Here is a 24,246-nt window from a genome sequence, read left to right as displayed (position 1 = left end):
GGCATAAACCCTTAGGGGCAGGGTATATTATAGACCGGATTAACGCTTAAAAGGTTGGAATGTTCCTGTAAAAAAATAACCGGTCGTTAAGAATACGAATATTCTTCTCTAAAAGTATGCCGGAAGGGAGTTGCGGAGCAGAAATTCCCCCGCCTGTGGAAAGGGTACTTTTGATGACCCGGATCTCATCAAAAAGGCGCTGACGGATAAACGATTCGTGCACTTTTCTTCCGCCTTCTACCAGCAGGCTGTGAATACCTTTTTCTTTCAGTGAGCGCAGCACAGCGGTAAGATCAGCAGCCCGGATATATTCGGTAAGGCCTTCGGTTTTTGAAATTTCGCGGTTATAGATAAGGGTTTTTTGCGTGTTGTCAAGGATGTGCCGGCCGGGGAAAGGCTCGGGTGAGGAGGCCAGGATAACCCTGACCGGTTGCTTGTTTTCTGTCCAGTGCCTTACATTGAGGCGTGGGTTGTCAGACAGTACGGTATTTTTACCCACCAGCACAGCATCTTCTTCGGCCCTCCACCGGTGAACACTGATGTCGGTGACCGGGTTGGATATCTTTAGAGGGGAGCCGTCGGGCCGGGCAATGAAGCCGTCAGCGGTTTCCGCCCATTTCAGGATTACGTAGGGGAGGCCGGTTCGCTGTGCTTTGAAGAAGCGCCTGTTGAGCTCTTCCCCTTTTTCGGCCAGCAGGCCCGTTTCGGTAGGTATACCGGCGGCCTTCAGCAGGGCTATGCCCCGCCCGGAAACCTGCGGAAAGGGATCTTCGTTACAGATCACCACCCTTTTTACCCTGTGCCTGGCCAGGAGCTCGGCGCAGGGCGGGGTTTTGCCGTAGTGTGCACAGGGTTCAAGAGTAACGTATACCGTAGACTGCGGTAGCAAAGAAGGGTCGGCTACACTTTGAACCGCATGTACTTCGGCGTGGGCTTCCCCGTATTTCCGGTGATAACCCTCGCCGATAATTTTATTTTCATGAACAATAACGCACCCTACCATGGGGTTGGGACTCACCCATTCGCACCCTAAAGCGGCCAGCTCAAGGGCCCGTTCCATGTAAGTTACGTCATTCATGGTGTTAATGCAGGAAGTGCCGGATGCCGGTCATTACCATGGCCAGGCCGTGATCGTTGCAATAGTCAATAGAAAGCTGGTCTTTGATAGAACCTCCCGGCTGAACCACGGCTTTGATGCCGGCTTTATCAGCGATCTCCACGCAGTCAGGGAAAGGGAAGAAGGCTTCAGAGGCCATCACGGCCCCGTTCAGGTCAAAGCCGAATTCGGCAGCCTTTTCAATGGCCTGCTTCAGGGCATCCACCCGTGAGGTCTGGCCCACGCCGGAAGCCAGCAGCTGGCCGTCTCTGGCCAGCACCACGTTATTGGATTTGAGGTGCTTGCAGATCTTAAGGGCAAATTCAAGCGCTTTGTTCTGTTCTTCGGTAGGGGCTTTGTCTGTTACCACTTTGAAGCCGGCCGCTTTTTCGGTAGAGAGATCCTTGTCCTGCTCCAGCACCCCGTTTAACAGGGTTCTGAACTGAGATCGGGAAGTTTTTACCTCTTTTCTCAGCAGCAGCCGCCTGTCTCTTTTTTTCTTCAGGATTTCGAGCGCCTCTTCGTCGAATTCAGGGGCAATCAGGATTTCAAAAAACAGGTTATGGAGCTCGGTGGCTGTGGCTTTGTCCACTTTACCGTTGGTGATGATCACACCGCCAAAGGCCGAAACCGGGTCACAGGCCAGGGCGTTCAGGTAAGCTTCGGCAGGAGTGGCAGCGGAAGCAACCCCGCAGGCATTGTTATGCTTGACGATCACGTAGGTCATCTCTTCAAATTCATCAATCAGCCGCACACAGGCGTCTACATCCATCAGGTTATTGTACGACAGCTCCTTTCCGTGCAGTTGGGTGAACATTTTGTCGAGGTCGCCGTAAAAGCGGGCCGACTGGTGCGGGTTCTCGCCATAACGCAAAGGAGTGACTTTTCCTGAACGGAAATTTCCGCCGTTATCCAGCCCGGCAAACCAGGCATGAATGGCCGAGTCGTAATGAGAGCTGGTAGCAAAGGCCAGCTTCGCAAAGTGCTTCCTGTCTTCCGGGTCGGTAGCACAGCCTTTTTCAGACAGGATGCTGAAGACCTCGTCGTACTGGTTACGGGAGGACACAATCAGCACATCTTCAAAATTCTTGGCTGCTCCGCGGATCAGCGCGATTCCGCCAATATCTATTTTTTCAATGATGTCTTCTTCCGAAGCCCCCGAAGCTACGGTTTCTTCAAAGGGGTAAAGGTCTACGATCACCAGGTCAATGGGTGGGATCTCGTACCGGGCAGCGGTGGTGACATCGTCTTCCAGGCTTCTTCTGTGGAGGATACCGCCAAATATTTTGGGGTGAAGTGTTTTTACCCTTCCGCCAAAAATAGAGGGGTAGGCCGTCAGGTCTTCTACTGCCGTAACCGGTATGCCCAGGTTTTCTATGAAGGTCTGGGTACCGCCGGTGGAATAGAGCTTTACATCGTTTTCATGAAGTAATTTTACTATTTTATCGAGACCGTCCTTATAAAAAACGGAGATAAGGGCAGAGGAGATTTTCTTTGACATGCTTTGAAATTTTCCGCAAAAATAGGGAATTCACTTAATAACTAATAACTAATAACTAATAACTAATAACTAATAACTAATAACTAATAACTAATAACTAATAACTAATAACTAATAACTAATAACTAATAACTAATAACTAACAACTAACAGTTAAGAGGGAAAAACCAAAAGTTAAGGAAATTTCTTTACAGGGAAAGGAGCCCGGCTGCTGTATTTTACCGAAGCGGTTCATTAAAATTGGCTTTATTGGCCTCAAACGCAATTTCCTTTTGTAAGAAGGCTGATCGTTACTTACATTTACGGGATATTACTACCTTAACCCTACCAATTAGTGCATGGCAAACGGTCTATTTCAGCGAAAAAATATTGATCAGGCGGTACAAGATGCTTCAGATGAAGGCCACGGCCCGAGCCTGGAGCGGGTGCTTTCGGTAAAAGATCTGACCTTCTTCGGTCTTGCCGCCATAGTGGGGGCGGGTATATTCAGTACCATCGGGAAGGCTACTTTTGCAGGTGGTCCGGCAGTATCGCTACTTTTTATATTTGTTGCCGTGGCCTGTGTGTTTACGGCCTTAAGCTATGCCCAGTTTGCTTCTACGGTACCGGTAAGCGGCAGCGCCTATACTTATGCCTATGTAACTTTCGGTGAGCTTTTTGCCTGGATCATCGGCTGGGCGCTGGTATTGGAGTATGCGGTTTCCAATATTGTGGTGGCCATCTCCTGGTCAGAATATTTTGTGACCATGCTGGAGAATGTTTTCCGGATACACTGGCCCCGGTGGCTGGCCATCGACTCTTTTACGGCCTCCAAGGCGTACCATGATGTAATCCAGGCCACGGCTGCAGGCACTTTGTCTGAGCTCCCCACCCATTCGATCCGGCTGGCCCAGGTATACGAAAACGCGCCTTCTTTGGCCGGCATCCGGATACTGATGAACCTGCCGGCGGCCATCATTACCGTTTTGATCACCTGGCTGATCTACATTGGTATCAAAGAATCGAGGAACGTATCGAACCTCCTGGTATATATTAAAATAGCTATTGTGCTCCTGGTGATTGTGGGAGGCGTTTTTTACGTGGACACGGCCAACTGGACGCCCTTTGCTCCTAACGGCGCCAAGGGAGTGATGATGAGCGTGGCGGCGGTGTTTTTCTCCTTTATCGGTTTTGATGCCATTTCCACTACGGCTGAAGAAACCAAAAACCCCCAGCGCGACCTGCCCCGCGCCATGATCTATGCACTGATCATTACCACGGTGCTGTATGTGCTGATTACCCTGGTGCTGACGGGTATGGTGAGCTATAAAGAGCTGGGGGTGAATGACCCGCTGGCTTTTGTTTTTGAGAAGCTGGGCATGAAATGGATGGCCGGGGTGATTTCGGTGAGTGCGGTGATTGCCATCAGCAGCGCTTTGCTGGCCTTCCAGGTGGCGCAACCGCGGATATGGATGGTGATGAGCCGCGACGGCCTCTTGCCCAAAGTATTCGGGGAGATTCACGCCCGGTACAAAACGCCCTGGTTTTCAACGTTGGTAACCGGTGTGCTGGTGGCGGTTCCGGCTATGTTTCTGAATATGGAGTTTGTGATTGACCTGACCGCCGTAGGAACGCTGTTTGCGTTTATCCTGGTTTGCGGGGGCATATTGTATATGGATCACACGGGCATCAGCCAGCGGGCGAAGTTCCGGGTACCGTATGTTAACGGGAAGTATTTTATTATTCCTCTCCTGGCTGTGGCCATCTGGATAGTGTATGCGCATTTCGGGGCGGAATACCTTAATTTTATGGTGCACCCGCTGTACGGCATCTTCTGGCTTACCTGGGCCGTGCTGGGTGTGCTGGCCTTCCGGTATAATTTTTCATTGTTACCGGTGATCGGCATCCTGGTTAACCTGTATCTGATGGCTGAGCTGGGCACCAGTAACTGGACCATGTTCATTATCTGGCTGATCATCGGGATGGTAATCTATTTTACGTACGGATTTAAGCACAGTAAGCTGCGAAAAAATCAGAGGGAATATTGACAATCGGCGGTTCCCGTCAAGCCGGGCCGCGCAGACCCGGCTTGACGAGAACCGCATTTTTATTACCTCCCGAAGTCGTCCTGCACCCGTACGATATCGTCTTCGTCAGAAGGATTATTTTTATCCGTGTGCTGCCAGATCTCGGCTACAATGCCCCAGCCGTTGGTGCCCAGCAGCCGGTGTCTTTCTCCGCATTTAAGATTGATGACCTGCCCTACACTTAAAGGAATGGCCGGGGTTTCTTCATCGGTAGAGGATATAACCACTCCTGCTACCCCGTGGATCAGCTTCCAGATTTCCGCCCGGCGGTGGTGATACTGCCAGGAGAGCCGCTTATCAGGAGCCACGATCAGGATCTTCGGACTGAGCTTCTCAAAGCCCGAAAAATCATCCAGGGTAAGATGGGAAAAGAATTTAGCGATAAATTCAGGTGCCTGGCTCTCGTCGAGCACAAAAAAGCCTCCCCAGGGGCGTGACATGTCTTTGTTTACGATACGCAACTGTTCTTTTTCCAGGAAAGATTCCACTTCACTGAAAACTTCCTCTTTGGTACTTCCTAAGTGTATATTCATATCTGTATTTTTTTCACTTTTGAAATCAGTAACCGAAACCCTGCAGCTTGGCTTTTTTCTGGCGCCAGTCGGGCTCCACTTTAATGTATTGTTCCAGGAAAACCTTTTTTCCGAAAAACTTTTCCATTTCCTCTCGGGCTTCAATGCCTACTTTTTTGATGCGTTCGCCTTTGTGGCCCAGCAGGATAGCGCGCTGGGTAGACCGCTCCACGTAGATCTCGCTGGAAACCCGGATCAGGTCGTCAGATTCCTTAAAGGCGGTGATCACCACCTCGCAACTGTAGGGAACTTCCTTTTTGTAGTTGAGAAATATCTTTTCCCGAACAATTTCTGCCGCAAAGAAGCGCTCCGGCTTATCGGTCAGCTCGTCTTTCGGGAAATACGGGGGGTGAACAGGAAGATAGGTAAGTATACTGTCCATGAGCTCGGCTACACCCGTTCCGTTCAGGGCCGAGAGGGTCAGGATCTGCGCGGGCTGAAAAATATTCTTCCAATGAGTGATTTTCTCTTCAATGTCTTCGGCGGTGGCCAGGTCGGTTTTGTTGATGATCAGCAGGATAGGACATTCCGTTTTTTTCAGCCGGTCTATCACATCTTCTTCATCGTATTTCTCGTAGATGTCGGTAACAAAGAGGATCACGTCTCCGTCTTCGATAGATCCGTGCACAAACTCCATCATTGATTTGTGAAGCTCGTATACGGGCTTGATAATGCCCGGCGTATCGCTGTATACCAGCTGGAAGTCAAAGGCCGATGTTTCACCGTTAACGATGCCCATGATCCGGTGGCGGGTGGTCTGGGCCTTGGAGGTAATGATGGAGAGCTTTTCGCCCACCAATTGATTCATCAGTGTGGATTTTCCCACATTGGGCTTTCCTACAATGCTTATGAAACCGGCTCTGTGTTCTTTCATATATCTAAAGAGTTCCGAGTAAAGAGTTCTGAGTATTGTTTCTTTGACGGGAGACCGCCCTGCAGGGCTTTGCCTGCGTCATTTTCTCATACTTCTTCGCTCACTGCTCATGGCTATTTCACCGTAAACCGGTCATCGATCATCCGGTTCTGGAATTGCTGGATATAGGCTTTAAAGTTTTTTTCCAGCATTTCTGCCGCAGCCTTGTCCGAATCCAGCAGGTTTTCCTTCAGCAACTTGTCGGTTTTATACCGGTAAAGCCCCACCGGTTTGTTGCCGGCATCCATTTTAAGCAGGTAATCGCCGTAAATGTACTGATAGTTTTCATATTTATTAACGGCAAAGTCTTTGGTTTTATCAGAAAGCAGGTTTTTCCCGAAAGAAATAAAGGGCTGATCGTACTGCAGGATCTGCAATACGGTAGGCATGATGTCGGCCTGTTGGAAAACCCGGTCTGATTTCCGGGAAAGGTCCAGTCCGGGAGCATAGAAGAAAACGGGTATCCGGAATACGCCCACGCTGTTCCTGAATTCAGGCAGGTCGCATTTGGGCGAGGTATGGTCGGCACTGATAACAAATAGCGTATTGTTGAACCAGGGTTCGTGCCTGATGCTCTCAAAAAGCTTACGCAGACCGTCATCGGTATAGGCAAAGGCCTTGAAGATGGGATGCGGGCCGGCCGGGTATTTGTTTTCCGCCTCTTTCGGCACTTTAAACGGATCGTGTGAGCTCACCGTAAACAGGGTGGTAAAGAAAGGCTGCGGGAAGGTCTTCAGCGTTTTGCTGAAGTAAGCCAGGAAGGGCTGATCCCAGATACCCCAGATGCCGTCAAACTGGGAGTTGTCACCGAATTCGTCTTTCCCGTAATAATGATCGATTCCCATCAGGTGGGCAAACGACTGAAAGCCCATCGATCCGTTTGGCGCACCGTGAAAGAAGGCCGTATAGTACCCTTTGTCTCTCAGGATCTGGGGAAGGCTGTAGATTTTGTTGGAAGAGTATTTTGACAGCACATAAGGCTGCGTATAGCTGGGAATGCTGCCCCAGATGGTGGGCAGGGCCTCAATGGATTTTTTGCCGTTGGCAAAGCTGTATTCGGTGTAAAAAGATTTCCTGCGGAGAGAGTCTACAAAAGGCATGAACCGGTTGGTAGAGGGGTCGGTGTTTGAAACCGAGGAGGCCTCTTCGCTGAAGCTCTCCAGTACCAGGACAACCACGTTCATTTTGCGAAAATCGCCCCGGGTTTCGGCCTGCTGAACAGGATTGAAGTATTCTTCAAGCTCTTTTTCGTCTGAAAAGTAGCTGTATTTTTCAAGACGGGTCTCGCCGATGGTCCTGAAAATGCTGAATGGGGTACTGAAGACCAGGGCCACATTTTGCGGTGAGCGTACATATTTGCCGGCATCGTTCAGGCCGAGAGGGCGGGTAGAGTACCGGAGGTTTCCCCGGAAACCGAACATGCAGAGAACAAAGGTGAGCAGCACAACGTCTACGTAAGTATGCGTGCCGTATTTCCTGGCGGATGACCTGACGTTGCGGACAATCCATACCAAAGCGATAATGAAGACCAGCCAGATGGCCCATACATACCAGTACCGGACCAGGAAGCTCGACAGCAGCTCAGTGGCATTGTTAAAGCCTTTGAGCTCGCCCAGGGAGCTCCAGGTGATTCTTTTCAGGTTAAAGGCGTAGTAGGCAGCGTCAATACAATTCAACAGGAGGCCCGCCGCGTTGGTAATTACGAAGAGGATGTCGAATATGCGCGTGGCAGTGGTATTCCGGCTGGTGGGCAGCACGGTGAAAAGAATATACAGCAGGTTGATATACAGCACGGCCACCACGTCAAAGCGCAAGCCGCCGGCCAGCACCCAGAACCATTCTCCAGGCTCCAGGGGCCCGAAAATTTCATTGTTCTGGAAATAAAAAAGTACACGGGATACCGTGAATAAGAGGAGTACAAGGGCGATCCGCAGGATCACCGTCATCCAGGGGGAGTACCGGTAAGGATTATTTCTCAGAGAGGCCATGTCACTATAGCGCGAAGGTTTATTGAGCTCAGTGCTAACTAAAAAGCCCAAAGAATCAGGTAGTGATTTTTGGGCTTAAATGGTGGGAGCAAAGGGATTCGAACCCCTGACCCTCTGCTTGTAAGGCAGATGCTCTGAACCAGCTGAGCTATGCTCCCTTTTCTTTATAATATGCCTGTGGAGGCGGTTTGTGTGGGAGCAAAGGGATTCGAACCCCTGACCCTCTGCTTGTAAGGCAGATGCTCTGAACCAGCTGAGCTATGCTCCCTTGAAAAGGTTTGCAAAAATGCAGGTCTTTTCGGTCTTAAACAAGCTTTTTGATTACTTTTTTTTGCGTTTTTTTGCAGCACCCTCAAAATCAGCAATTTCTTTCATGACATCTTTGAAGGTTCTTGATTCCTCATTGGAGAACAGGAGCGTTTCCTGGTACTCCAGGTCGGAAAGTGTCTGGGAAGCGATAGAATAGCCCAGGTAGCGCTCGATTTCATCAAGAAGCGGGAGCTCTTCCTTGCTGCAGAAAGATACGGCTTTGCCTTTGTGGGTTCCGCGCCCGGTACGGCCGATGCGGTGCACGTAGTTTTCAGCCACTTCGGGCAGGTCGTAGTTGATCACATATTCCACCTCCGGGATATCTACCCCTCTTGCGCTGACGTCAGTAGCGATCAAAATGCTTACTTTGCCGGTTTTAAAGGCATTCATGGCTTCTTTTCTTTCCTGGTGGACCTTCCCGCTGTGGAGGGTAACGGTGGCTATGTTTACCCGCTGCATGGCGGCAGCCACCCGCTCTGCCCGCACTTTGGTTCGTACAAATACCACCATTTTTTGCCCGGAGTTTTCAAGCACCATGCGTTCCAGGAAAAAGCGCTTGTCGTCCATCTCCACCATCACCACCGAATGGTCAATGTTTTTTGAAACGGGATCATCCGGCGAAATCTGGATACGGATGGCATTTGTGACGGTAGAATAGGCCAGTTTTTTGATTTTGTCGTCAATAGTGGCCGAGAAAAATAAGGTCTGGTGCCTGCGGGGAAGTAATTTTTTTACGTCGTCTATGTCTTTGTAGAAGCCCAGGTCAAGCATGCGGTCGGCTTCATCGAGGATAAGGAACTTCACATGCTCAAAGCGGATGTGTCCCTGCGCGTGCAGGTCAAACATCCTCCCCGGTGTGGTAACCAGGATGTCTACTCCCTGTTGCAGCGCCCGGATCTGCGGATCCTGTTCGGTACTCCCGAAAAGTGCCAGTATTTTAAGGCGGGTGTGCCTGCCAAGGCTTTTGAACACATCGGCAATCTGCTGAGCCAGCTCATGCGTGGGTACCATTACCAGGCACCGCAGGGTTTTAAATTTTTTTTCGGAGGCCAGGAGGTGCAGGACAGGAATGACGAAAGCGGCTGTTTTGCCCGTACCGGTCTGGGCAATGCCCAGGATGTCTTCACCGGCTAATACTTTGGGAAGAACCTTGTACTGGATGTCGGTGGGTTTCCGGAAGCCCTGTTCGGCGATGGCCCTTTTGATTTCGGGCAATATTCTGTATTGCTCGAACTTCATCCCCAGGTGATCACGTTATTTTTCTTTTTGCCTTTGTTCCACTCCCGCGGCCTTTTGTGAACGGCCTCACCTTCCTTATCTTTTTTGGCTTCGGAAACCACCATGGTTCTGCCCATTTGTTCCGAGCCATTCAATTCTTTAATGGCCCGGAGGCCGTCTTTTCGTTCTCTCATCTCCACAAACCCGAAGCCTTTGTTCTGGCGTGTCGACTTGTCGATAATAATTTTCACGGAAACTACTTCTCCGTAGGGAGAGAAGAGGGCTTCCAGGTCTTTTTCCCTGAATTTGAAAGGGATGCTTCCTGCAAAAATGTCCATGGGGCTATTGCGTTAACTCTCTGAATGTCTTTTCTAAACTCTGATTTTTTGATTTTAGTTCGTAGAGCGGGCAATCGGCTACAAGATTTCCTTTATTAATGATGATGGCCCGGTGGCAGAGGGCTTCGGCCTCCTGCAGGATATGTGTGCTCAGGATGATGGTTTTATTTTTGGCAATTTCCTTAATGAGAGCCCTTATTTCCGTGAGCTGGTTGGGGTCAAGGCCCGTGGTGGGCTCGTCAAGAACCAGGATGTCAGGGTCATGGATCAGGGCCTGGGCCAGCCCTACCCGCTGCCGGTATCCTTTGGAAAGCTGCTCTATTTTTTTGTGCTTTTCGGGGGAGAGCCCTACCCGGTCAATGATGTTTTCTACCTTTTCTTTCAGCGCTTTGCCTTTGAGCCCGTTCAGCCTTCCCGCAAAAAGAAGGTATTCGCTTACATACATATCCGGATAAAGCGGGTTGTTTTCAGGAAGGTAGCCCATGTGTGACTTTAAGGCTATGGTATCGGGGCCGAAGGCCCGGCCGTGAATCCTGACGGTCCCCTCAGTAGGAGATATAAAGCCGGTAATGATCTTCATGGTTGTGGATTTACCCGCGCCGTTGGGCCCCAGGAAACCCACAATCTCACCGGTATTCACCGAAAAAGAAATCCCGTTTACCGCTACCTGGTTTCCGTATATTTTTTTCAGACCACTGACCTCTATAGACATGCCCTTGTTTTTATCAATAACGCAAAAGAAACGAAAAACAGCATAAAAAGAAAAGACGGTGTCTAAAAAGTACACAAACTGCTGCGTTGTTTTCAGAGTCTGTCCTCAGTTACATACCAGAGTATGCTTCTTCGGTCTCTTCCCCAACGCCTTGCATTTTGCGCCCTTTTCAGGCACCGTCATATTTTCAAATAGCGGAGTCCTTTTGGACAGCCCCTTTAAAAAGTTTGTACGCTTATTGGGCAGCGATGAAATCAACTACCGCGTTGTAGTTTTTAAGGTCTACACCGCTTTTCTCCAATGCCGCACCGATGGTTTTGGTGGTCAGCACCACGTCGAATTCCAGGTCTCTGTTGGGTGCAGTATCGAATCTGCCACCGAAGAGCTGGGTATCCAAGCGGTATTTTACTTCTACAACCCCTGTTTTATAACCGTAGCCCAGGCGCTCATAAACACCACTCATATCTATGGTGTAAGTGGTAGGCAGAGCCTCCAGGTTACCGTCGTTCATTTTAACGAAAACCACGGCATATTTCTCGGTAGTGATTGCGTCATTTTTCAGTTCGGCTACTCCCCAGGTGCTGGTAGAGGCGATGCCCACACCGGAAATCTCTTTGGCTTTCCAGTCGCCGGTTTTTACTGTAAAGGCAAGCCGCTGTACATTGGCGTTACCCATTGGGCCTACGTCACCTTTATCCCCTTTATTCCCTTGAAGGCCTTGATCACCTTTAAGGCCTTGAGGACCGGCAGGACCTTGAACACCTTGAGGCCCTGTCTCCCCGGTATCTCCTTTACATGACCAAAGGGCAGTGCTTGCTGCCAACGCAACAATGGCTAAAAGTTTTGTAATTTTGTTCATAACTTTAAAAATTAAATAATATTTTACAACCAGAATTGGAGCAAAAATATCTAATTGGACAGAACTTTGCAACATTCTTGTATCGATTATTTATTATACGGTATTTTTTTAATCATAAGCTAACAAATTATAAATGGAAAAATTGGATTGCCTTAACCAGGTTGCTGAATTTCACAGAACGTTTCACCATCCCATTGAGCCCGATCCGCTTATCCCGGCGCCGGCGCGCTGCGAGTTGCGGGTTTCGCTGATTGCCGAAGAGCTGAAAGAGCTGGAAGAGGCTATCCGGAACAGGGACATTGTGGAAGTGGCCGATGCCCTTTGTGATATCCAGTACGTGCTTTCAGGGGCTGTCCTGGAGTTTGGTCTGGGCAATAAATTCAGGGCTCTCTTTGATGAAGTGCAGCGGTCTAACATGAGTAAAGCCTGCAGAACCGTGGAGGAGGCCGAAGAAACCGTAAAATATTACCGGGAGCAGCGGGATACGGAATGCTATTATAAAAAAGACGGTGACCTGTACCTGGTGTACAGGGAGGGCGATAACAAAACCCTGAAAAATATCAATTATTCTGCTGCCGACCTTAAACGGATTCTTGCCGAATGATAGCCGACCGGATCAGACAGCTGAAGAATGACCTGCCGGGTCATGTGAAGCTGGTGGCGGTTTCGAAGTTCAAGCCGGCGGCCGATATCATGGAAGCCTATGCCGCCGGCCAACGGGATTTCGGAGAAAATTATGTGCAGGAGGTGGTGAGTAAGTCAGCCGAATTACCGGCCGATATCCGCTGGCATTTTATAGGTCATCTGCAAACCAATAAAGTAAAGTATATAGCCCCTTTTGTGCACCTGGTTCACTCGGTCGACAGCCTGAAGCTGCTCAAAGAGATCAATAAGCAGGCCGGCAATTATAACCGGGTTATTGAATGCCTGCTGCAGGTGCATATTGCGCAGGAGGAAACGAAATCAGGCCTGACAGAGGAAGAGCTTCTGGCGCTGCTGGAGGCACCGGTGTTTGGTGAGATGCGCCACGTGAAGGTTACCGGTGTGATGGGTATGAGTACGCTCACCGATGACCCCGCAGTGGTACGTGCCGAATTCAGGGCGCTGAAGAATATTTTTGAAAAGGGCCAACGCCTTTTGCCAGGCATGAAGGAGATTTCAATGGGTATGAGCGGCGACTGGCCCGTGGCCGTGGAAGAAGGGAGCACGATGGTTCGGATCGGAAGTACTATCTTTGGGACACGGAATCAGAAATAAAGCTGCGGGGCAATAATTGTCCGGTACCCGAAATTAATTTTTATATATATATGAACAAATTCTTTATTTTAGCCGGGGCGGTCTCCGGTTTTCTCGGCGTAAGCCTGGGGGCATTCGGAGCACATGCCCTGAAAGATTTTTTAGCGGTATCGCAGCGCACAGATACGTTTGAAACGGCGGTAAAATATATGTTTTATCACGGCCTGGCCCTCATTCTCACCGGCATTCTTCAGAAAGAGTATCCTGTTTCAGCGATCAACAATGCGGGCTGGGCCTTTTTTGTGGGTATGATCATTTTTTCGGGAAGCCTGTTCCTGCTGTGTGCCACCGGGGTAAAAATGCTCGGCGCCATTACGCCCATTGGCGGAGTAGCCATGATTGCCGGCTGGGTGCTGCTTTTCTGGGGTGTTTATAAAGGATAAGCAGAAGGAGATTTAGTCAGATGAAAATAATCAGCATATGAGTTCAATAGTGTGGGAAACCGTAAAAGAATACGAAGATATTACCTATAAAAAATGCGCAGGGGTAGCCCGGATCGCCTTCAACCGTCCGGAGATCCGGAATGCCTTCCGGCCCAGAACCACCTTTGAGCTGTACGATGCGTTTGAAGACGCCTCCCATGACCCGAAGGTAGGAGTGGTGCTGCTTTCGGCCGAAGGACCTTCTCCGAAAGACGGGATATGGTCTTTCTGTTCGGGAGGTGACCAGAATGCCCGGAATAAGGGTGGATACCGGGCCGAAGACGGTCGCGACCGCCTGAATATCCTGGAAGTACAGCGCCTGATCCGTTTTATGACCAAGCCGGTCATTGCCGTGGTGCCCGGCTGGGCAGTTGGGGGCGGGCACAGCCTTCATGTGGTGTGTGACCTGACCCTGGCCAGCAAAGAGCACGCTATTTTCAAGCAAACCGATGCCGATGTGGCCAGCTTTGATGCCGGTTACGGATCAGCTTACCTGGCCCGGCAGGTGGGACAGAAAAGAGCCCGGGAGATTTTCTTCCTGGGCAGGAACTACTCAGCGCAGGAAGCGTATGAAATGGGCATGGTAAATGCGGTGGTGCCGCACGATGAGCTGGAAGAAACGGCTTTTCAGTGGGCCCGGGAGATCCTGAAGAAAAGCCCGATGGCTATACGCATGCTGAAGTTTGCCTTTAATCTGATCGATGACGGACTGGTAGGCCAGCAGATCTTTGCCGGCGAAGCCACCCGGCTCGGCTATATGACGGAAGAGGCCCAGGAAGGGCGGGATGCTTTCCTGGAGAAGAGGCCGCCGGATTGGGATAAGTTCGAGCGGTACTCGTGAACGGCTACGCCTCATTTATTTTAAACCATATAAGGCACATGAGACATATAAGGTCTTTCCGGAGTATGACTAATGTGCCTTATGTGGTTTAATAAAGCACTACAGCTTTTAAGGCCCGGGGCTTTCGCACTTGCTTATAATCAAGCTATTTATTCTTTCAAAAATTTTGTTCGCAATATTTTTTCCTTAACTTTGCAGCCCCAAACACCGTGTGGAAATGCTGCCCGCGTTTCCATGCCTGAGCAAATTATAAGAAAAGTCCGGATTCCGACGGCCTTTACGTGCTTGATATTAGCGCCTTATAATTCATAAACAGGATGCTGTCTCTGAAAGGCTATTTGGGTAATGCATGAAGAGAATAGCTTCCGGAAATTTTTAAACTAAACGTAAAAAATTAGTAAACGTGGATCAACTAAGTTATAGGACGGTTTCAGCTAACCGTCAGACTGTAGAAAAAAACTGGGTAGTAATAGATGCCAGTAACCAGGTGTTGGGTCGTTTTTCAAGCCAGGTAGTGAATATCCTGACCGGCAAAAACAAGACCAGCTATACCCCCAATGTGGATTGCGGAGATAACGTAATTGTGATTAACGCTGAAAAGGTACGTTTGACGGGCAAAAAACTAACTGATAAAGTATACACCCGTCATACAGGGCATCCGGGAGGACAGCGTTTTGCTACTCCTAAAGAGCTTTTTGCCAAAGACGGAAGAAAAGTAGTGGAAATGGCGATCAAAGGTATGCTCCCTAAAAACAGACTGGGCAGCAAGCTTTACAGAAACCTGTATGTGTACGAAGGCGCGGAGCATCCGCACCAGGCACAAAATCCTACTAAAGTAGAACTTTAATTATTTAGAACGTTAAAAATTTTTAATATAACATGCAGGTAATCAATACCGTAGGTAGAAGAAAAACAGCTGTTGCCCGTATCTATCTGAGTTCAGGCAAAGGCGACATGACCGTAAACGGCCGTAAAGCATCGGATTATTTTCCTACTGAAGTTCTTCAGATCATCCTGAATCAACCGTTCGGATTAGTAAACGGTGAAGGAAAATTTGATGTGAAAGTAAACGTAAGAGGAGGAGGTATCGCCGGTCAGGCAGAAGCCGTACGTATGGCTATCTCCAGAGCGCTTTGTGAAGTGGATACCGAAAACCGTCCGCCACTGAAGAAAGAAGGCTTCCTTACCCGTGATTCCAGAATGGTAGAACGTAAGAAATACGGTAGAGCAAAAGCCCGTAAGAGATTCCAGTTCTCCAAACGTTAATATTTGTCCAGACAGGGCTTATCGTGCCCGATGCCCTGTGCTGCTTATTTTATATTTTTTTATACATTTTAAACGCAAGAAATGGCACAAATTCAATACAAAGACCTGCTTGATGCAGGCGTACACTTCGGTCACCTTACCCGTAAGTGGGACCCGAGAATGGCTCCGTATATCTTTATGGAGAAGAACGGAATTCACATCATCGACCTTAACCAGTCGCTGGAATCTCTTCAGACAGCCCAGGCTTTCCTGAAAGGGGTGGTTCGTTCAGGCCGTAAAATAATGTTCGTGGCTACCAAGAAGCAGGCTCAGGAAATTGTTTCCGAAGAGGCCAAGCGTCTTAAAATGCCTTTCGTAACAGAAAGATGGCTGGGTGGTATGCTGACCAACTTTGCTACCATCAAGAAATCGCTTAAGAAGCTTTCTAACATTGAAAGAATGCTGGGCGATGAGGAAACATCCAAAAACATTGCCAAAAGAGAGAAGCTGATGCTGGGCCGGGAGAGGACCAAGCTGGAAAGATTGCTGGGCGGTGTAACCGACCTGAGCAGGCTTCCTGCCGCTCTGTTTGTAGTAGATATCAAAAGAGAGCACCTGGCTATCGCTGAAGCGAAAAGACTGGGTATTCCTGTGGTAGCCATGTGCGATACCAACTCTAACCCTGAGCTGGTAGACTACGCTATCCCTGCCAATGATGATGCTTACAAATCTATTTCCCTGATCACACTGGCTATCGGTAAGGCTATTGAAGAAGGTATCCTGGAAAGAAAAACCGATAAGGAAAATGCTGCCCTGCAGGAAGAGGAAGATGCCAAAAGAGCGGTAGATTCAGCCAAAGAGGTAGTAGGCAGAGAAGATACCGGCAAAAGAAAGCGTCTGAAAACAGCCGATGAGGCTTCAGATGAGGAAGCGGAACCTGCCGCAGAGTCTTCATCAGAAGAAGAGGCTGAAGCATAAAATATTTGCTTCGCATCTGACAGCCCGAAGCATCGCTTTGGGCTGTCGTATTTAATACAATTAAGATCGATTTTTTAACAAAAAAATAATAAAAAATGAATATTACAGCTGCTGACGTAAATAAGCTGCGTCAATTAACCGGAGCCGGAATGATGGATTGTAAAAAAGCTCTGACAGAAGCAGAAGGAGATTTTGACAAAGCCGTAGAAATATTAAGAAAAGCAGGTCAGAAAGTAGCCGCCAAGCGTGCCGACAACGAAACCTCTGAAGGGGTAGTGCTGGTAGAAGTAGCGGCTGACGGTAAAAGCGCCAAAGTGGTTGCTCTTGCCTGTGAAACCGAACCGGTATCGAACGTTGAAGATTTCAAAAACCTGGCTTCCGGTATTCTTAAGGCTGCTGTAGCCGGAGATATCAAAGATACAGAAGGCCTCCTGGCCGCTACCCTGGAAAACGGGCAGACTGTACAGGAAAACATTACCGAGCTGGTAGGTAAGATCGGCGAGAAAATTGTTATCAGCGCATTTGCGCATGTAGAAGGCGACCAGGTAGCTTCTTATATCCACTCTAACAAAAAAGCAGCGGGTATTGTGGCCTTTGAAGGCACAGGCGGAGCAGACGTGGCCGACCTGGGTAAAGATGTGGGTATGCAGATCGTGGCCATGAAGCCTGTAGGCCTGGATAAAGACGATGTGGATCCGGCTATCGTGGAGAAAGAAATTGAGATCGGTAAAGAGCAGGCCCGTGCAGAGGGTAAGCCTGAAGCCATGCTGGAGAAAATTGCAATGGGTAAGCTGAACAAGTTTTACAAAGAGCAGACCCTCCTTAACCAGGAGTTTGTGAAAGATCCTTCACTGACGATCGCCCAGTTACTGGATAAGACCGTAAAAGGCCTGAAAATAGCTTCTTTCAAGAGAATTGCTATCGGCTGATCCGGTTTTTAGATATAAAGAAAGTCCGGAAGGTTCACCACCTTCCGGACTTTTGTTGTTATGCCTGTAGCTGGGGGAACCCCACAATCAAAACAACTCTCCTGTACGGTATTTGGGTACGATATTCAGGTGCCTGTAGGCCTTTTCTGTAGCCTCGCGACCCCTGGCAGTACGTTTCAGGAAGCCCTCCTGGATCAGGAAAGGTTCGTATACCTCTTCAATGGTTTCGGCTTCTTCGCCCACGGCAGTGGCAATGGTGCTCAGCCCTACAGGCCCGCCCTTGAATTTCTCAATGATGGTGCTGAGAATCCGGTTATCCATCTCGTCAAGGCCATCCTGGTCCACATCCAGGGCTGAGAGGGCAAACCGGGCTATTTCCACCGTTATAATGCCTTTCCCTTTCACCTGGGCGAAATCGCGGGTACGCCGGAGAAGATTATTGGCAATACGGGGTGTTCCCCTGCTGCGGCGGGCTATTTCATAGGCGCCGTCCTCGTCGATGGGCGTGTTCAGGATTCCCGCAGAACGCACCAGGATCCGGCTCAGCAGCGCGGCGTCGTAGTATTCAAGCCGTGAATTGATGCCGAAACGGGCGCGTAACGGAGACGTCAGCAGGCCCGACCGGGTAGTAGCCCCTATCAGCGTAAAGGGATTGAGGCCGATTTGCACGCTTCGCGCATTCGGACCGCTATCCAGCATGATGTCGATCTTGTAATCTTCCATGGCCGAGTACAGGTACTCTTCCACAATGGGGTTCAGGCGGTGTATCTCATCAATAAAAAGTACGTCATTCGCCTCAAGGGAGGTCAGCAGGCCGGCCAGGTCACTGGGCTTGTCGAGTACGGGGCCGGAAGTGATCTTCAGGCTGGCGCCGAGCTCGTTGGCAATGATATGCGACAAGGTGGTCTTCCCCAGCCCCGGAGGGCCGTGCAGCAGCACGTGGTCAAGGGCTTCTTTTCTCAGGCGGGCAGCGGCTACAAATATCTTCAGGTTTTCCAGGATCTTATCCTGACCCGAGAAATCGTCAAAGCTGAGCGGGCGTAAAGCCTTCTCCAGCTCCCTGTCGCGCGGGGAGAGTTGCTCGCTGTCACCGGTAAGAAAATCCTGTCTCATTTAAAACATATAGTTTCTGTAGGGAAAATTCCATCGTAATCCCACTGTAAAGATATTCTCCTTAGCGCCTTTTACAAAGGAATCCTCGCGCATTCTGTAAATAACATCAGCGCTTATATTGTGCCAGAGCATATAAGATACCCGGGTTTCGAGGAAAGATATCCTGTTTTTAAAGCCCTGGCCCTGCTTTACGCCGTAGTCGCCGGGCCGGTTGATGATATTGATTTTTTTGATATCGCCCCCGTAATTGGTACTGTCGGTGTCCATGCCTTTTGTGGCTATAGATCCCATCACCTTGATTTGTAGCTTTTGCACGGGCTGATACCGGACAATGGCGATATTTTCTATAAAATTGGCCCCCAGCGGGTGAGCTACGGGCAGGTTGTAATTGACAAAATTGGAATAGGTGGTAAAGTGCGAATAGGTATACGGCCGTACCTGGTTATGTTCTACCTGGAGGTCGAGCCCGCTGATGCCGAAAGCATCAAAATATTTGCCTCCTATCTGCCAGCCGTACTTTCTTGCCCACCAGTTGTCTTTTTTAAATTCTTCTTTGTTGAACTCGTCCAGCACATACTGTCCATACAGGCTGAGGGTTCTCCACAGGTTCCATTTAAAATCGGCCCCTACTATGGCGTTATCCGAACTGCCCAGGTAGCCTTCCACAAAGCGGTAAAAGATCACCGGGTTCATGTAGTTGGGGTCAAAACCGATCTTCCGGTTGCCGAACATAACGCTTTCGAAAATACCCACATTCAGGTTCCGGGTGATATTGGCGTTCAGGTGATGAAACGCCATGTATTTGGGGCGGTTGGTTTCCTGGCTGAAGGGTACAATTTCAATTTGCCGGTTGGTCATCTGCCCGAAAATATTCTGGTACTGGAACCGGCCCAGCCGCAGGTCAAGCCGCAACTGGAGGTAAGGCGCGCTGAAATCGCTCAGTATAAGTGAGCGCACCCCGTTTCCTATGAAATTTTTGTCGTGGCCAAAGGTCAGCTGCAGGCTTTTTACGGGTTTAAAGGTAAAATAGCCCAGTGCCTGGAAATAATTCAGGCGCAGGCGGGTGCTGTCGTCATCCCGGATCTTAATAAAAGATTCGTACGGGAAAGCCAGGTACTGGTTAAAATAATCTGCCTGGTAGCTGTCGGGTGAAGTGATATTGTCGGTTAACAGGGTATAAAAGCCAATTTTACGGTTGATCCGGGCCCGGATCTCCACCCCGCGGGTGTTATTGAAGACCGTTCTCTTTTCGTGATCGCCGTATTCCGGGTCGCTTCCCTGGCTCAGGTAAAGAATGGGTGAGGCATGAATATCGAAATCGTCATTTTTATAATGTACAAAATCGGATTCCCGGCGAAACAGGTATCGGAGAAGGGGTTTCCTGACTGCCGGAAGCGAGTCGTCGAAAAACTCCCAGTTGTCCTGTTTTATAAAGTCGATATTGCGCCGGTCCATGTAGGAAAGGTTATAATATTCGCCCGAATTCAGTCCTGAGAGGTATTTGCTGACCGCTTCGCGGGAGAACGGCCGCACGGAAGTATGGAACTCGTTTGAAAGCCGGCCGGCTTTTACTTCTACCTTGTCCAGGAAATATTCGGAATCGTGGTTCAGCGGTATAAATGAACTTTGAGAGAATCCATAATTTATTCCGGAAAACACAAGAAATAAAAGCAGCCTCTTGACCATTAGCCGTAGGGGTAATTTTACTGATGAAACGCGAAATTAATCATAAATGAAATGCTTCCGCGAGAATATTTCCATAATTTTGGAACAAAGCCCGGAATAGCCAGGTTTTGAAAATGAGTAATGTTTGAACAGTAATGAAGACATTTGATATTCCGGATAAGTTTAAAAGCCCGGTAATTTCAGTGATAAAGGAAACCCGGAGGACAAAGGACAAATTGAAACGGAATTTTAAGCCTACCGTGTTGAAATTTGACCGGCTGACCCTGCTCATCGCCCGCCACTTTGGTTTCTGCTACGGGGTGGAGAATGCCGTGGAGATTGCCTACCGTACTCTGAACGAGAACCGGGGGAAACGGGTTTTCCTGCTGAGCGAGATGATCCATAACCCGGATGTCAATACCGACCTCCTGTCAGAAGGGGTAAAGTTTCTCATGGATACCCGGGGCAACCGGCTGATTGACTTTGAAACCCTGAACTCAGATGATATTGTGATCGTACCGGCCTTTGGCACCACGCTTGAGATACAGGCCGAGCTGTCGGCCCGCGGCATTAACCCCTACGGGTATGATACGACCTGTCCGTTTGTGGAAAAGGTCTGGAATCGGGCTAACCAGATAGGCGAAAGGGGCTATACGGTAGTGGTTCACGGCAAGCCCAACCACGAGGAAACCCGGGCTACTTTTTCGCACAGCACATCAAAGGCCAATACGGTGGTTATTAAAGATATTGAAGAGGCCCGGGAGCTGGCAGCGTATATCCGCAAAGAAAAACCCGCAGAAGAATTTTACCGGCGTTTTGAGGGCCGGTACTCCGAAGGGTTTGACCCGGAAAAGCACCTGGTAAAGCTGGGCGTGGTTAACCAGACAACCATGCTGGCGTCTGAGACCCAGGAGATCGCCAATTACCTGAAAGAAGAGCTGGTCAGGTTTTACGGGTTGGATGACAGCACGGTATCACAGCATTTTGCAAGCACCAAAGATACCCTGTGCTATGCTACCAACGACAACCAGGATGCTACCTATGCTTTGATGCAGGAGGAGGCCGACCTGGCCATTGTGGTAGGAGGGTATAACAGTTCCAATACCACGCACCTGGTAGAGCTGCTTGAACAGAAAATTCCTACGTATTTTATCAAATCGGCGGCAGGCATTCTTTCTGACCGGGAAATTGTTCATTTTGATATTCACGAAGGCCGTGAGGTGCTTTCCCATGATTACCTGGCGGAACTTCCGAACCCGAAAATCATTCTTACGTGCGGGGCATCGTGCCCGGATGCGGTAGTGGAAGAGGTTCTTGCCCGTATTTTAGAGCTCTTTCAGGAGAAAAAAAACCTGGATGACGTTCTTGAAAAAAGTCTGATCAATTTTTGATATATTTTTAATAAAATTTTGTGTATTTTCGTTATCATGTTAAACGCTTAAATACTCTATAATTATGTTAGAATACATCAAAGTAATTTTAGAAAAAGTAAGTTTTGACAAGGTGCTGTTTGAGAAAGAATTACGAAAGGGAATTAAGGAACTATTACCCAATGAAATCAAAGATCTGAAGATGTGGTGTTACGACAAGTTCGGCCAGATATACTTTAAGGTATTGAACCGGGTATTTGCCAGAATGTCTATGGCGTAAGGCTTCTCTGAAAACACAAGTCTGCGAAGAGCAACTTTCTGCTAACGGAAGTTGCTCTTCTGCTTTTACAGCAACCCGGGCCTCTTAAATAATTTAGGTTTTTTTAGGAGCAACTCTTGACTGGTATTAAAAATCGATCTACCTTTGCACCACCATTTCAGAGAGGTCTTCCTCCTGACGGAATTCCCGAATAGCTCAGTCGGTTAGAGCATCTGACTGTTAATCAGAGGGTCGCTGGTTCGAGCCCAGCTTCGGGAGCTTGAAGATGAAAGAGTTACATGAAAATGTGGCTCTTTTTTGTTTTAAGGTGCACCCGATGTGCACCCGATTCTCGCTTCATATTTTCTATCCAATTATCTATACTTTTAACCAAAGTATATCATTAATCGTTTTTAGTTTCTTACACTTCAAATTTAATCTAAAAAATGAATTAATCTTTTAAATTAAAAGAACCCTACCCTCTAATTTTAAAAATTAAAAGGTAGGTAATCGTAGCACTCAGCTTACTATCTCAAAGAAACGGTGCTGATAACTTCTTCCGGATATAAGAAACTCTATCGAACTATCATTTCCATTGCTCTTGACCATTTCAACGGCCACCATCTGATTGAGAACGTAACGATCTACCGGGCTCCTACAGCGCACAAAAAAAGGGCAATATGCCCTCCTTAGTTTCCCTACCCGATCCACAAACAATATTGAGAAAGGGTCTATTACTTTAAACGGTTTGTTCATGTGAGAAACCAGCTCGGTTCATTTTTGTTGAAAGATTCTGTCAGGTGATGAATAACCTGTGATGCATTTAATCCCCGGTTCAGGAAGCTGTCGATATAAGACATCTTATTGGCTCCTGTAAATAGGTTATACAGGTTCCACAGACTTATATCTCCTGTATCTGTTCTGCTGAAATCTGCATCAGCCAGGTAATCTCTTGCTACCATACTTAACTGGTTCTCTCCAAACATAAATTCAGGTAAACCCTTCTTCTCCTGTGAAGGCAGGTACTGGTACAGCTTCGTTCTTCCCAGAAAGGTTACGAACTGGCTTTCTGTCAGGTAGTATTCCGGAAATTGCCTCAAAAGCGTTAACTGATTCTCAAAACCACTCCGTGCAAAATATGCAAAACATGCAAAAATCTGCTTCATCAGCTCTGTGATATTCCTTGCTTTGATAGTGCCAGTATAACCATCTGACCAAATACACATATTGCAGCATACCTTATTCTGAAAGCCGATGAATACCTTGAAATGCTCGTCTGATCCTTTGCGATTGTACAGGTTATCCAAGTTGTAGGCCTTAATACCGCCTATCGTTAGATTGAGCTTATTGCCGTTGATCGTAGAACTGATTGAGGGTATTTCCAACACAAAGGCCATCCGCTCATAATAGATGGTCTTCTCATGCTCTAACAGCTCCTTAGCAGGCTTATCTTTCGCTTCGGGTATTCTGCCTTTGATTGGGTGAGAAACACGAATAGAAGGCCTTAAAATGGTCTCATGAGGGAATACCTGTCCTGATACCTCCTGAACGCAGTTAATGAAGTCCTGATGCGATATCACAGGCTCATTATCCTTTACAAATACCGGAATGATATGCTCATGTTCCAGCTCAAACAAACTCATAGGGCTGGTATTGGCCACTATGAAAGGCAGCTCTGTTGATGACTGCTCCCCGGTGACGAGGTGACGATCTACTTTAACTAATTCCATTACTTGCATAATTTGGGGTTAACTGAAGTTTTCTTTTTGTAAAATCAGAGTTAAACTGCTGTTGTACCTCTTTAGAAACACTTTCAAATAAGGAAAGAAGTTCTTGTAGGTTATTGCAGCTCTTAATCAGGGTCTCATAGTCTCTAACTACGATTTCACCTGTCTGACACCAGTTCAGAATCTCTTTGCCGGTATCTTCTGTGATCTGAAAAGGTAACCTACCTGAGAACAGACCTGTGCGATCTTTGGTGGTGATGGCATTATGCTTGATATCCAGCTCAAACATCAAGGTAAGTTCATAATCCGTTCCATCCCTCTGAATAGCTTTCATCCCTACCTTTTCAGGAGCCAGCTTACCTTTCTCATTTTCTGTCAGCACATAATCCTGCTTAGACCGGAGTGTACAGATGATATGGATATCAGCATGCAGGATTGCCTGAATGAATTTCTGATGCCTTGGTGTAAACCTTGCCCAGTTGGTATAAGAGTTACCGGTAAGCTGTGAATGAGCATCAAGGATATACTCCCACTCCATTGAAATGCTGTCAATGATTATAGCCTGCATACCATGCCTTACACACAGGTTAATAGCTTCGATATACCTTTCCGGGCTGTAAGGAGGTTTAAGATCAAGGATGTTAAAGTCTCCCAGGTGTGAATATAGACTGGAAGATTTATTCTCCGTATCAATTACCACGATCTTTGACCAGTCATTGGTCAGGCCATAAGCCAAAAGTAAGGCACTGTAACTTTTGCCACTGCCGCTCGGCCCCTGCAAGCCAATCTTAATCTTGGCCTGCTCTCGTTTTGCGAGTTCGATTTTCAT

24 protein-coding genes and 3 tRNA genes are annotated in these 24,246 nt (G+C 48.3%); 12 read left to right on the top strand and 15 right to left on the bottom strand.

The genetic code is table 11. The features are described 5' to 3' along the window. Nucleotides 1-46 precede the first annotated feature (46 nt). Nucleotides 47-1,078 (bottom strand): bifunctional diaminohydroxyphosphoribosylaminopyrimidine deaminase/5-amino-6-(5-phosphoribosylamino)uracil reductase RibD, encoded by a 1,032-nt coding sequence (gene ribD / locus AB2U10_RS14520; protein WP_367916444.1) that lies wholly within the window; start codon nucleotides 1,076-1,078, stop codon nucleotides 47-49. A 4-nt stretch (nucleotides 1,079-1,082) separates the two neighbouring features. Beyond that, the gene (gene purH, locus AB2U10_RS14515; protein ID WP_367916443.1) at nucleotides 1,083-2,597 is read right to left on the bottom strand and encodes a bifunctional phosphoribosylaminoimidazolecarboxamide formyltransferase/IMP cyclohydrolase; all 1,515 of its coding nucleotides are present in this window, start codon (nucleotides 2,595-2,597) and stop codon (nucleotides 1,083-1,085) included. Between the two features lie 338 nt (nucleotides 2,598-2,935). Here purH and AB2U10_RS14510 point away from each other — a divergent pair, with 338 nt between their 5' ends. Beyond that, nucleotides 2,936-4,624 (top strand): amino acid permease, encoded by a 1,689-nt coding sequence (locus AB2U10_RS14510; RefSeq protein WP_367916442.1) that lies wholly within the window; start codon nucleotides 2,936-2,938, stop codon nucleotides 4,622-4,624. A gap of 62 nt (nucleotides 4,625-4,686) precedes the next feature. Here the strand turns inward: AB2U10_RS14510 and AB2U10_RS14505 are convergent, their stop codons facing one another. From AB2U10_RS14505 to AB2U10_RS14465, 9 genes are all read right to left on the bottom strand, one after another. Beyond that, on the bottom strand, nucleotides 4,687-5,196 hold the full coding sequence (locus AB2U10_RS14505) for a cupin domain-containing protein (RefSeq protein WP_367916441.1): 510 nt from the start codon (nucleotides 5,194-5,196) through the stop codon (nucleotides 4,687-4,689). A gap of 25 nt (nucleotides 5,197-5,221) precedes the next feature. Continuing rightward, entirely contained in the window at nucleotides 5,222-6,109 is an 888-nt protein-coding gene (gene era / locus AB2U10_RS14500) for a GTPase Era (protein ID WP_367916440.1), read from the bottom strand. 113 nt (nucleotides 6,110-6,222) lie between these two features. Further along, nucleotides 6,223-8,136, bottom strand: coding sequence for an LTA synthase family protein (locus AB2U10_RS14495; RefSeq protein ID WP_367916439.1), 1,914 nt, complete (start codon nucleotides 8,134-8,136; stop codon nucleotides 6,223-6,225). A gap of 80 nt (nucleotides 8,137-8,216) precedes the next feature. Continuing rightward, nucleotides 8,217-8,294, bottom strand: a tRNA-Val gene (locus AB2U10_RS14490). 35 nt (nucleotides 8,295-8,329) lie between these two features. Next, nucleotides 8,330-8,404 (bottom strand) — tRNA-Val (locus AB2U10_RS14485). Between the two features lie 53 nt (nucleotides 8,405-8,457). Further along, nucleotides 8,458-9,684, bottom strand: coding sequence for a DEAD/DEAH box helicase (locus AB2U10_RS14480; protein WP_367916438.1), 1,227 nt, complete (start codon nucleotides 9,682-9,684; stop codon nucleotides 8,458-8,460). Beyond that, complete coding sequence (locus AB2U10_RS14475; protein ID WP_367916437.1) at nucleotides 9,681-10,001, bottom strand: RNA recognition motif domain-containing protein; 321 nt, start codon at nucleotides 9,999-10,001, stop codon at nucleotides 9,681-9,683. Before AB2U10_RS14475 ends, AB2U10_RS14480 begins: the two co-directional genes overlap by 4 nt. Before the next feature lie 4 nt (nucleotides 10,002-10,005). Next, the gene (locus tag AB2U10_RS14470; protein ID WP_367916436.1) at nucleotides 10,006-10,713 is read right to left on the bottom strand and encodes an ATP-binding cassette domain-containing protein; all 708 of its coding nucleotides are present in this window, start codon (nucleotides 10,711-10,713) and stop codon (nucleotides 10,006-10,008) included. Nucleotides 10,714-10,948: 235 nt separating this feature from the next. Further along, a complete protein-coding gene (locus AB2U10_RS14465) occupies nucleotides 10,949-11,389 on the bottom strand; it encodes a hypothetical protein (RefSeq protein ID WP_367916435.1) in 441 nt (146 codons plus the stop codon). A 316-nt stretch (nucleotides 11,390-11,705) separates the two neighbouring features. Between AB2U10_RS14465 and AB2U10_RS14460 the strand changes: the two genes are divergently transcribed. From AB2U10_RS14460 to tsf, 8 genes are all read left to right on the top strand, one after another. Beyond that, nucleotides 11,706-12,176 (top strand): pyrophosphohydrolase domain-containing protein, encoded by a 471-nt coding sequence (locus tag AB2U10_RS14460; protein WP_367916434.1) that lies wholly within the window; start codon nucleotides 11,706-11,708, stop codon nucleotides 12,174-12,176. Then, nucleotides 12,173-12,829: a YggS family pyridoxal phosphate-dependent enzyme gene (locus tag AB2U10_RS14455; protein ID WP_367916433.1), complete on the top strand. Its 657-nt coding sequence runs from the start codon at nucleotides 12,173-12,175 to the stop codon at nucleotides 12,827-12,829. The genes AB2U10_RS14460 and AB2U10_RS14455 overlap by 4 nt, the downstream gene beginning before the upstream one ends. Nucleotides 12,830-12,879: 50 nt before the next feature. Next, the gene (locus AB2U10_RS14450) at nucleotides 12,880-13,251 is read left to right on the top strand and encodes a DUF423 domain-containing protein (RefSeq protein WP_367916432.1); all 372 of its coding nucleotides are present in this window, start codon (nucleotides 12,880-12,882) and stop codon (nucleotides 13,249-13,251) included. A 37-nt stretch (nucleotides 13,252-13,288) separates the two neighbouring features. Beyond that, nucleotides 13,289-14,131, top strand: coding sequence for a 1,4-dihydroxy-2-naphthoyl-CoA synthase (locus AB2U10_RS14445; RefSeq protein ID WP_367916431.1), 843 nt, complete (start codon nucleotides 13,289-13,291; stop codon nucleotides 14,129-14,131). A gap of 403 nt (nucleotides 14,132-14,534) precedes the next feature. Next, on the top strand, nucleotides 14,535-14,978 hold the full coding sequence (gene rplM, locus AB2U10_RS14440; RefSeq protein ID WP_367916430.1) for a 50S ribosomal protein L13: 444 nt from the start codon (nucleotides 14,535-14,537) through the stop codon (nucleotides 14,976-14,978). A gap of 32 nt (nucleotides 14,979-15,010) precedes the next feature. Further along, on the top strand, nucleotides 15,011-15,397 hold the full coding sequence (rpsI, locus tag AB2U10_RS14435; RefSeq protein ID WP_367916429.1) for a 30S ribosomal protein S9: 387 nt from the start codon (nucleotides 15,011-15,013) through the stop codon (nucleotides 15,395-15,397). An 81-nt stretch (nucleotides 15,398-15,478) separates the two neighbouring features. Beyond that, a complete protein-coding gene (rpsB, locus tag AB2U10_RS14430; RefSeq protein WP_367916428.1) occupies nucleotides 15,479-16,354 on the top strand; it encodes a 30S ribosomal protein S2 in 876 nt (291 codons plus the stop codon). Between the two features lie 95 nt (nucleotides 16,355-16,449). Further along, nucleotides 16,450-17,283: a translation elongation factor Ts gene (tsf, locus tag AB2U10_RS14425; protein WP_367916427.1), complete on the top strand. Its 834-nt coding sequence runs from the start codon at nucleotides 16,450-16,452 to the stop codon at nucleotides 17,281-17,283. An 87-nt stretch (nucleotides 17,284-17,370) separates the two neighbouring features. Here tsf and ruvB read toward each other — a convergent pair whose 3' ends face one another. Together ruvB and AB2U10_RS14415 are read right to left on the bottom strand one after the other, a co-directional pair. Then, nucleotides 17,371-18,396 (bottom strand): Holliday junction branch migration DNA helicase RuvB, encoded by a 1,026-nt coding sequence (ruvB, locus tag AB2U10_RS14420; protein ID WP_367916426.1) that lies wholly within the window; start codon nucleotides 18,394-18,396, stop codon nucleotides 17,371-17,373. Then, nucleotides 18,397-20,082, bottom strand: a complete 1,686-nt coding sequence (locus AB2U10_RS14415; RefSeq protein ID WP_367916425.1) for a capsule assembly Wzi family protein — start codon at nucleotides 20,080-20,082, stop codon at nucleotides 18,397-18,399. A gap of 134 nt (nucleotides 20,083-20,216) precedes the next feature. On the opposite strand from AB2U10_RS14415, the gene AB2U10_RS14410 reads away from it, so the two are divergent. The 3 genes from AB2U10_RS14410 (at nucleotide 20,217) to AB2U10_RS14400 (ending at nucleotide 21,969) form a co-directional block, all read left to right on the top strand. Further along, nucleotides 20,217-21,452 (top strand): 4-hydroxy-3-methylbut-2-enyl diphosphate reductase, encoded by a 1,236-nt coding sequence (locus AB2U10_RS14410; RefSeq protein WP_367916424.1) that lies wholly within the window; start codon nucleotides 20,217-20,219, stop codon nucleotides 21,450-21,452. A gap of 64 nt (nucleotides 21,453-21,516) precedes the next feature. Further along, nucleotides 21,517-21,711 carry a hypothetical protein gene (locus tag AB2U10_RS14405; RefSeq protein WP_367916423.1) on the top strand — a complete coding sequence of 65 codons (195 nt, stop codon included), beginning with the start codon at nucleotides 21,517-21,519 and terminating at the stop codon, nucleotides 21,709-21,711. Between the two features lie 184 nt (nucleotides 21,712-21,895). Continuing rightward, nucleotides 21,896-21,969: transfer RNA gene (locus AB2U10_RS14400), tRNA-Asn, on the top strand. A gap of 473 nt (nucleotides 21,970-22,442) precedes the next feature. On the opposite strand, the gene AB2U10_RS14395 is transcribed toward AB2U10_RS14400, so the two are convergent. Together AB2U10_RS14395 and AB2U10_RS14390 are read right to left on the bottom strand one after the other, a co-directional pair. Next, entirely contained in the window at nucleotides 22,443-23,420 is a 978-nt protein-coding gene (locus AB2U10_RS14395; protein WP_493820632.1) for a DUF3871 family protein, read from the bottom strand. Further along, on the bottom strand, nucleotides 23,407-24,246 hold the full coding sequence (locus tag AB2U10_RS14390; protein WP_367916035.1) for an AAA family ATPase: 840 nt from the start codon (nucleotides 24,244-24,246) through the stop codon (nucleotides 23,407-23,409). Before AB2U10_RS14390 ends, AB2U10_RS14395 begins: the two co-directional genes overlap by 14 nt.

The sequence above is a fragment of the Leadbetterella sp. DM7 genome, from assembly GCF_040829825.2.
Classification (GTDB): domain Bacteria; phylum Bacteroidota; class Bacteroidia; order Cytophagales; family Spirosomataceae; genus Leadbetterella.
This window is presented reverse-complemented; position numbering and strand designations above follow the sequence as displayed.

Excerpts from the sequence above, each read along its gene's own strand:
- AB2U10_RS14445 (WP_367916431.1), top strand. The coding sequence starts at position 13,289 with ATGAGTTCAATAGTGTGGGAAACCGTAAAAGAATACGAAGATATTACC.
- AB2U10_RS14460 (WP_367916434.1), top strand. The coding sequence starts at position 11,706 with ATGGAAAAATTGGATTGCCTTAACCAGGTTGCTGAATTTCACAGAACG.
- AB2U10_RS14450 (WP_367916432.1), top strand. The coding sequence starts at position 12,880 with ATGAACAAATTCTTTATTTTAGCCGGGGCGGTCTCCGGTTTTCTCGGC.
- ribD (WP_367916444.1), bottom strand. The coding sequence starts at position 1,078 with ATGAATGACGTAACTTACATGGAACGGGCCCTTGAGCTGGCCGCTTTA.
- AB2U10_RS14475 (WP_367916437.1), bottom strand. The coding sequence starts at position 10,001 with ATGGACATTTTTGCAGGAAGCATCCCTTTCAAATTCAGGGAAAAAGAC.
- AB2U10_RS14480 (WP_367916438.1), bottom strand. The coding sequence starts at position 9,684 with ATGAAGTTCGAGCAATACAGAATATTGCCCGAAATCAAAAGGGCCATC.
- rpsB (WP_367916428.1), top strand. The coding sequence starts at position 15,479 with ATGGCACAAATTCAATACAAAGACCTGCTTGATGCAGGCGTACACTTC.
- AB2U10_RS14415 (WP_367916425.1), bottom strand. The coding sequence starts at position 20,082 with ATGGTCAAGAGGCTGCTTTTATTTCTTGTGTTTTCCGGAATAAATTAT.
- AB2U10_RS14390 (WP_367916035.1), bottom strand. The coding sequence starts at position 24,246 with ATGAAAATCGAACTCGCAAAACGAGAGCAGGCCAAGATTAAGATTGGC.
- AB2U10_RS14455 (WP_367916433.1), top strand. The coding sequence starts at position 12,173 with ATGATAGCCGACCGGATCAGACAGCTGAAGAATGACCTGCCGGGTCAT.
- era (WP_367916440.1), bottom strand. The coding sequence starts at position 6,109 with ATGAAAGAACACAGAGCCGGTTTCATAAGCATTGTAGGAAAGCCCAAT.
- purH (WP_367916443.1), bottom strand. The coding sequence starts at position 2,597 with ATGTCAAAGAAAATCTCCTCTGCCCTTATCTCCGTTTTTTATAAGGAC.
- AB2U10_RS14495 (WP_367916439.1), bottom strand. The coding sequence starts at position 8,136 with ATGGCCTCTCTGAGAAATAATCCTTACCGGTACTCCCCCTGGATGACG.
- AB2U10_RS14410 (WP_367916424.1), top strand. The coding sequence starts at position 20,217 with ATGAAGACATTTGATATTCCGGATAAGTTTAAAAGCCCGGTAATTTCA.
- ruvB (WP_367916426.1), bottom strand. The coding sequence starts at position 18,396 with ATGAGACAGGATTTTCTTACCGGTGACAGCGAGCAACTCTCCCCGCGC.
- AB2U10_RS14395 (WP_493820632.1), bottom strand. The coding sequence starts at position 23,420 with ATGGAATTAGTTAAAGTAGATCGTCACCTCGTCACCGGGGAGCAGTCA.
- rpsI (WP_367916429.1), top strand. The coding sequence starts at position 15,011 with ATGCAGGTAATCAATACCGTAGGTAGAAGAAAAACAGCTGTTGCCCGT.
- AB2U10_RS14465 (WP_367916435.1), bottom strand. The coding sequence starts at position 11,389 with ATGGGTAACGCCAATGTACAGCGGCTTGCCTTTACAGTAAAAACCGGC.
- tsf (WP_367916427.1), top strand. The coding sequence starts at position 16,450 with ATGAATATTACAGCTGCTGACGTAAATAAGCTGCGTCAATTAACCGGA.
- AB2U10_RS14505 (WP_367916441.1), bottom strand. The coding sequence starts at position 5,196 with ATGAATATACACTTAGGAAGTACCAAAGAGGAAGTTTTCAGTGAAGTG.
- AB2U10_RS14470 (WP_367916436.1), bottom strand. The coding sequence starts at position 10,713 with ATGTCTATAGAGGTCAGTGGTCTGAAAAAAATATACGGAAACCAGGTA.
- AB2U10_RS14510 (WP_367916442.1), top strand. The coding sequence starts at position 2,936 with ATGGCAAACGGTCTATTTCAGCGAAAAAATATTGATCAGGCGGTACAA.
- AB2U10_RS14405 (WP_367916423.1), top strand. The coding sequence starts at position 21,517 with ATGTTAGAATACATCAAAGTAATTTTAGAAAAAGTAAGTTTTGACAAG.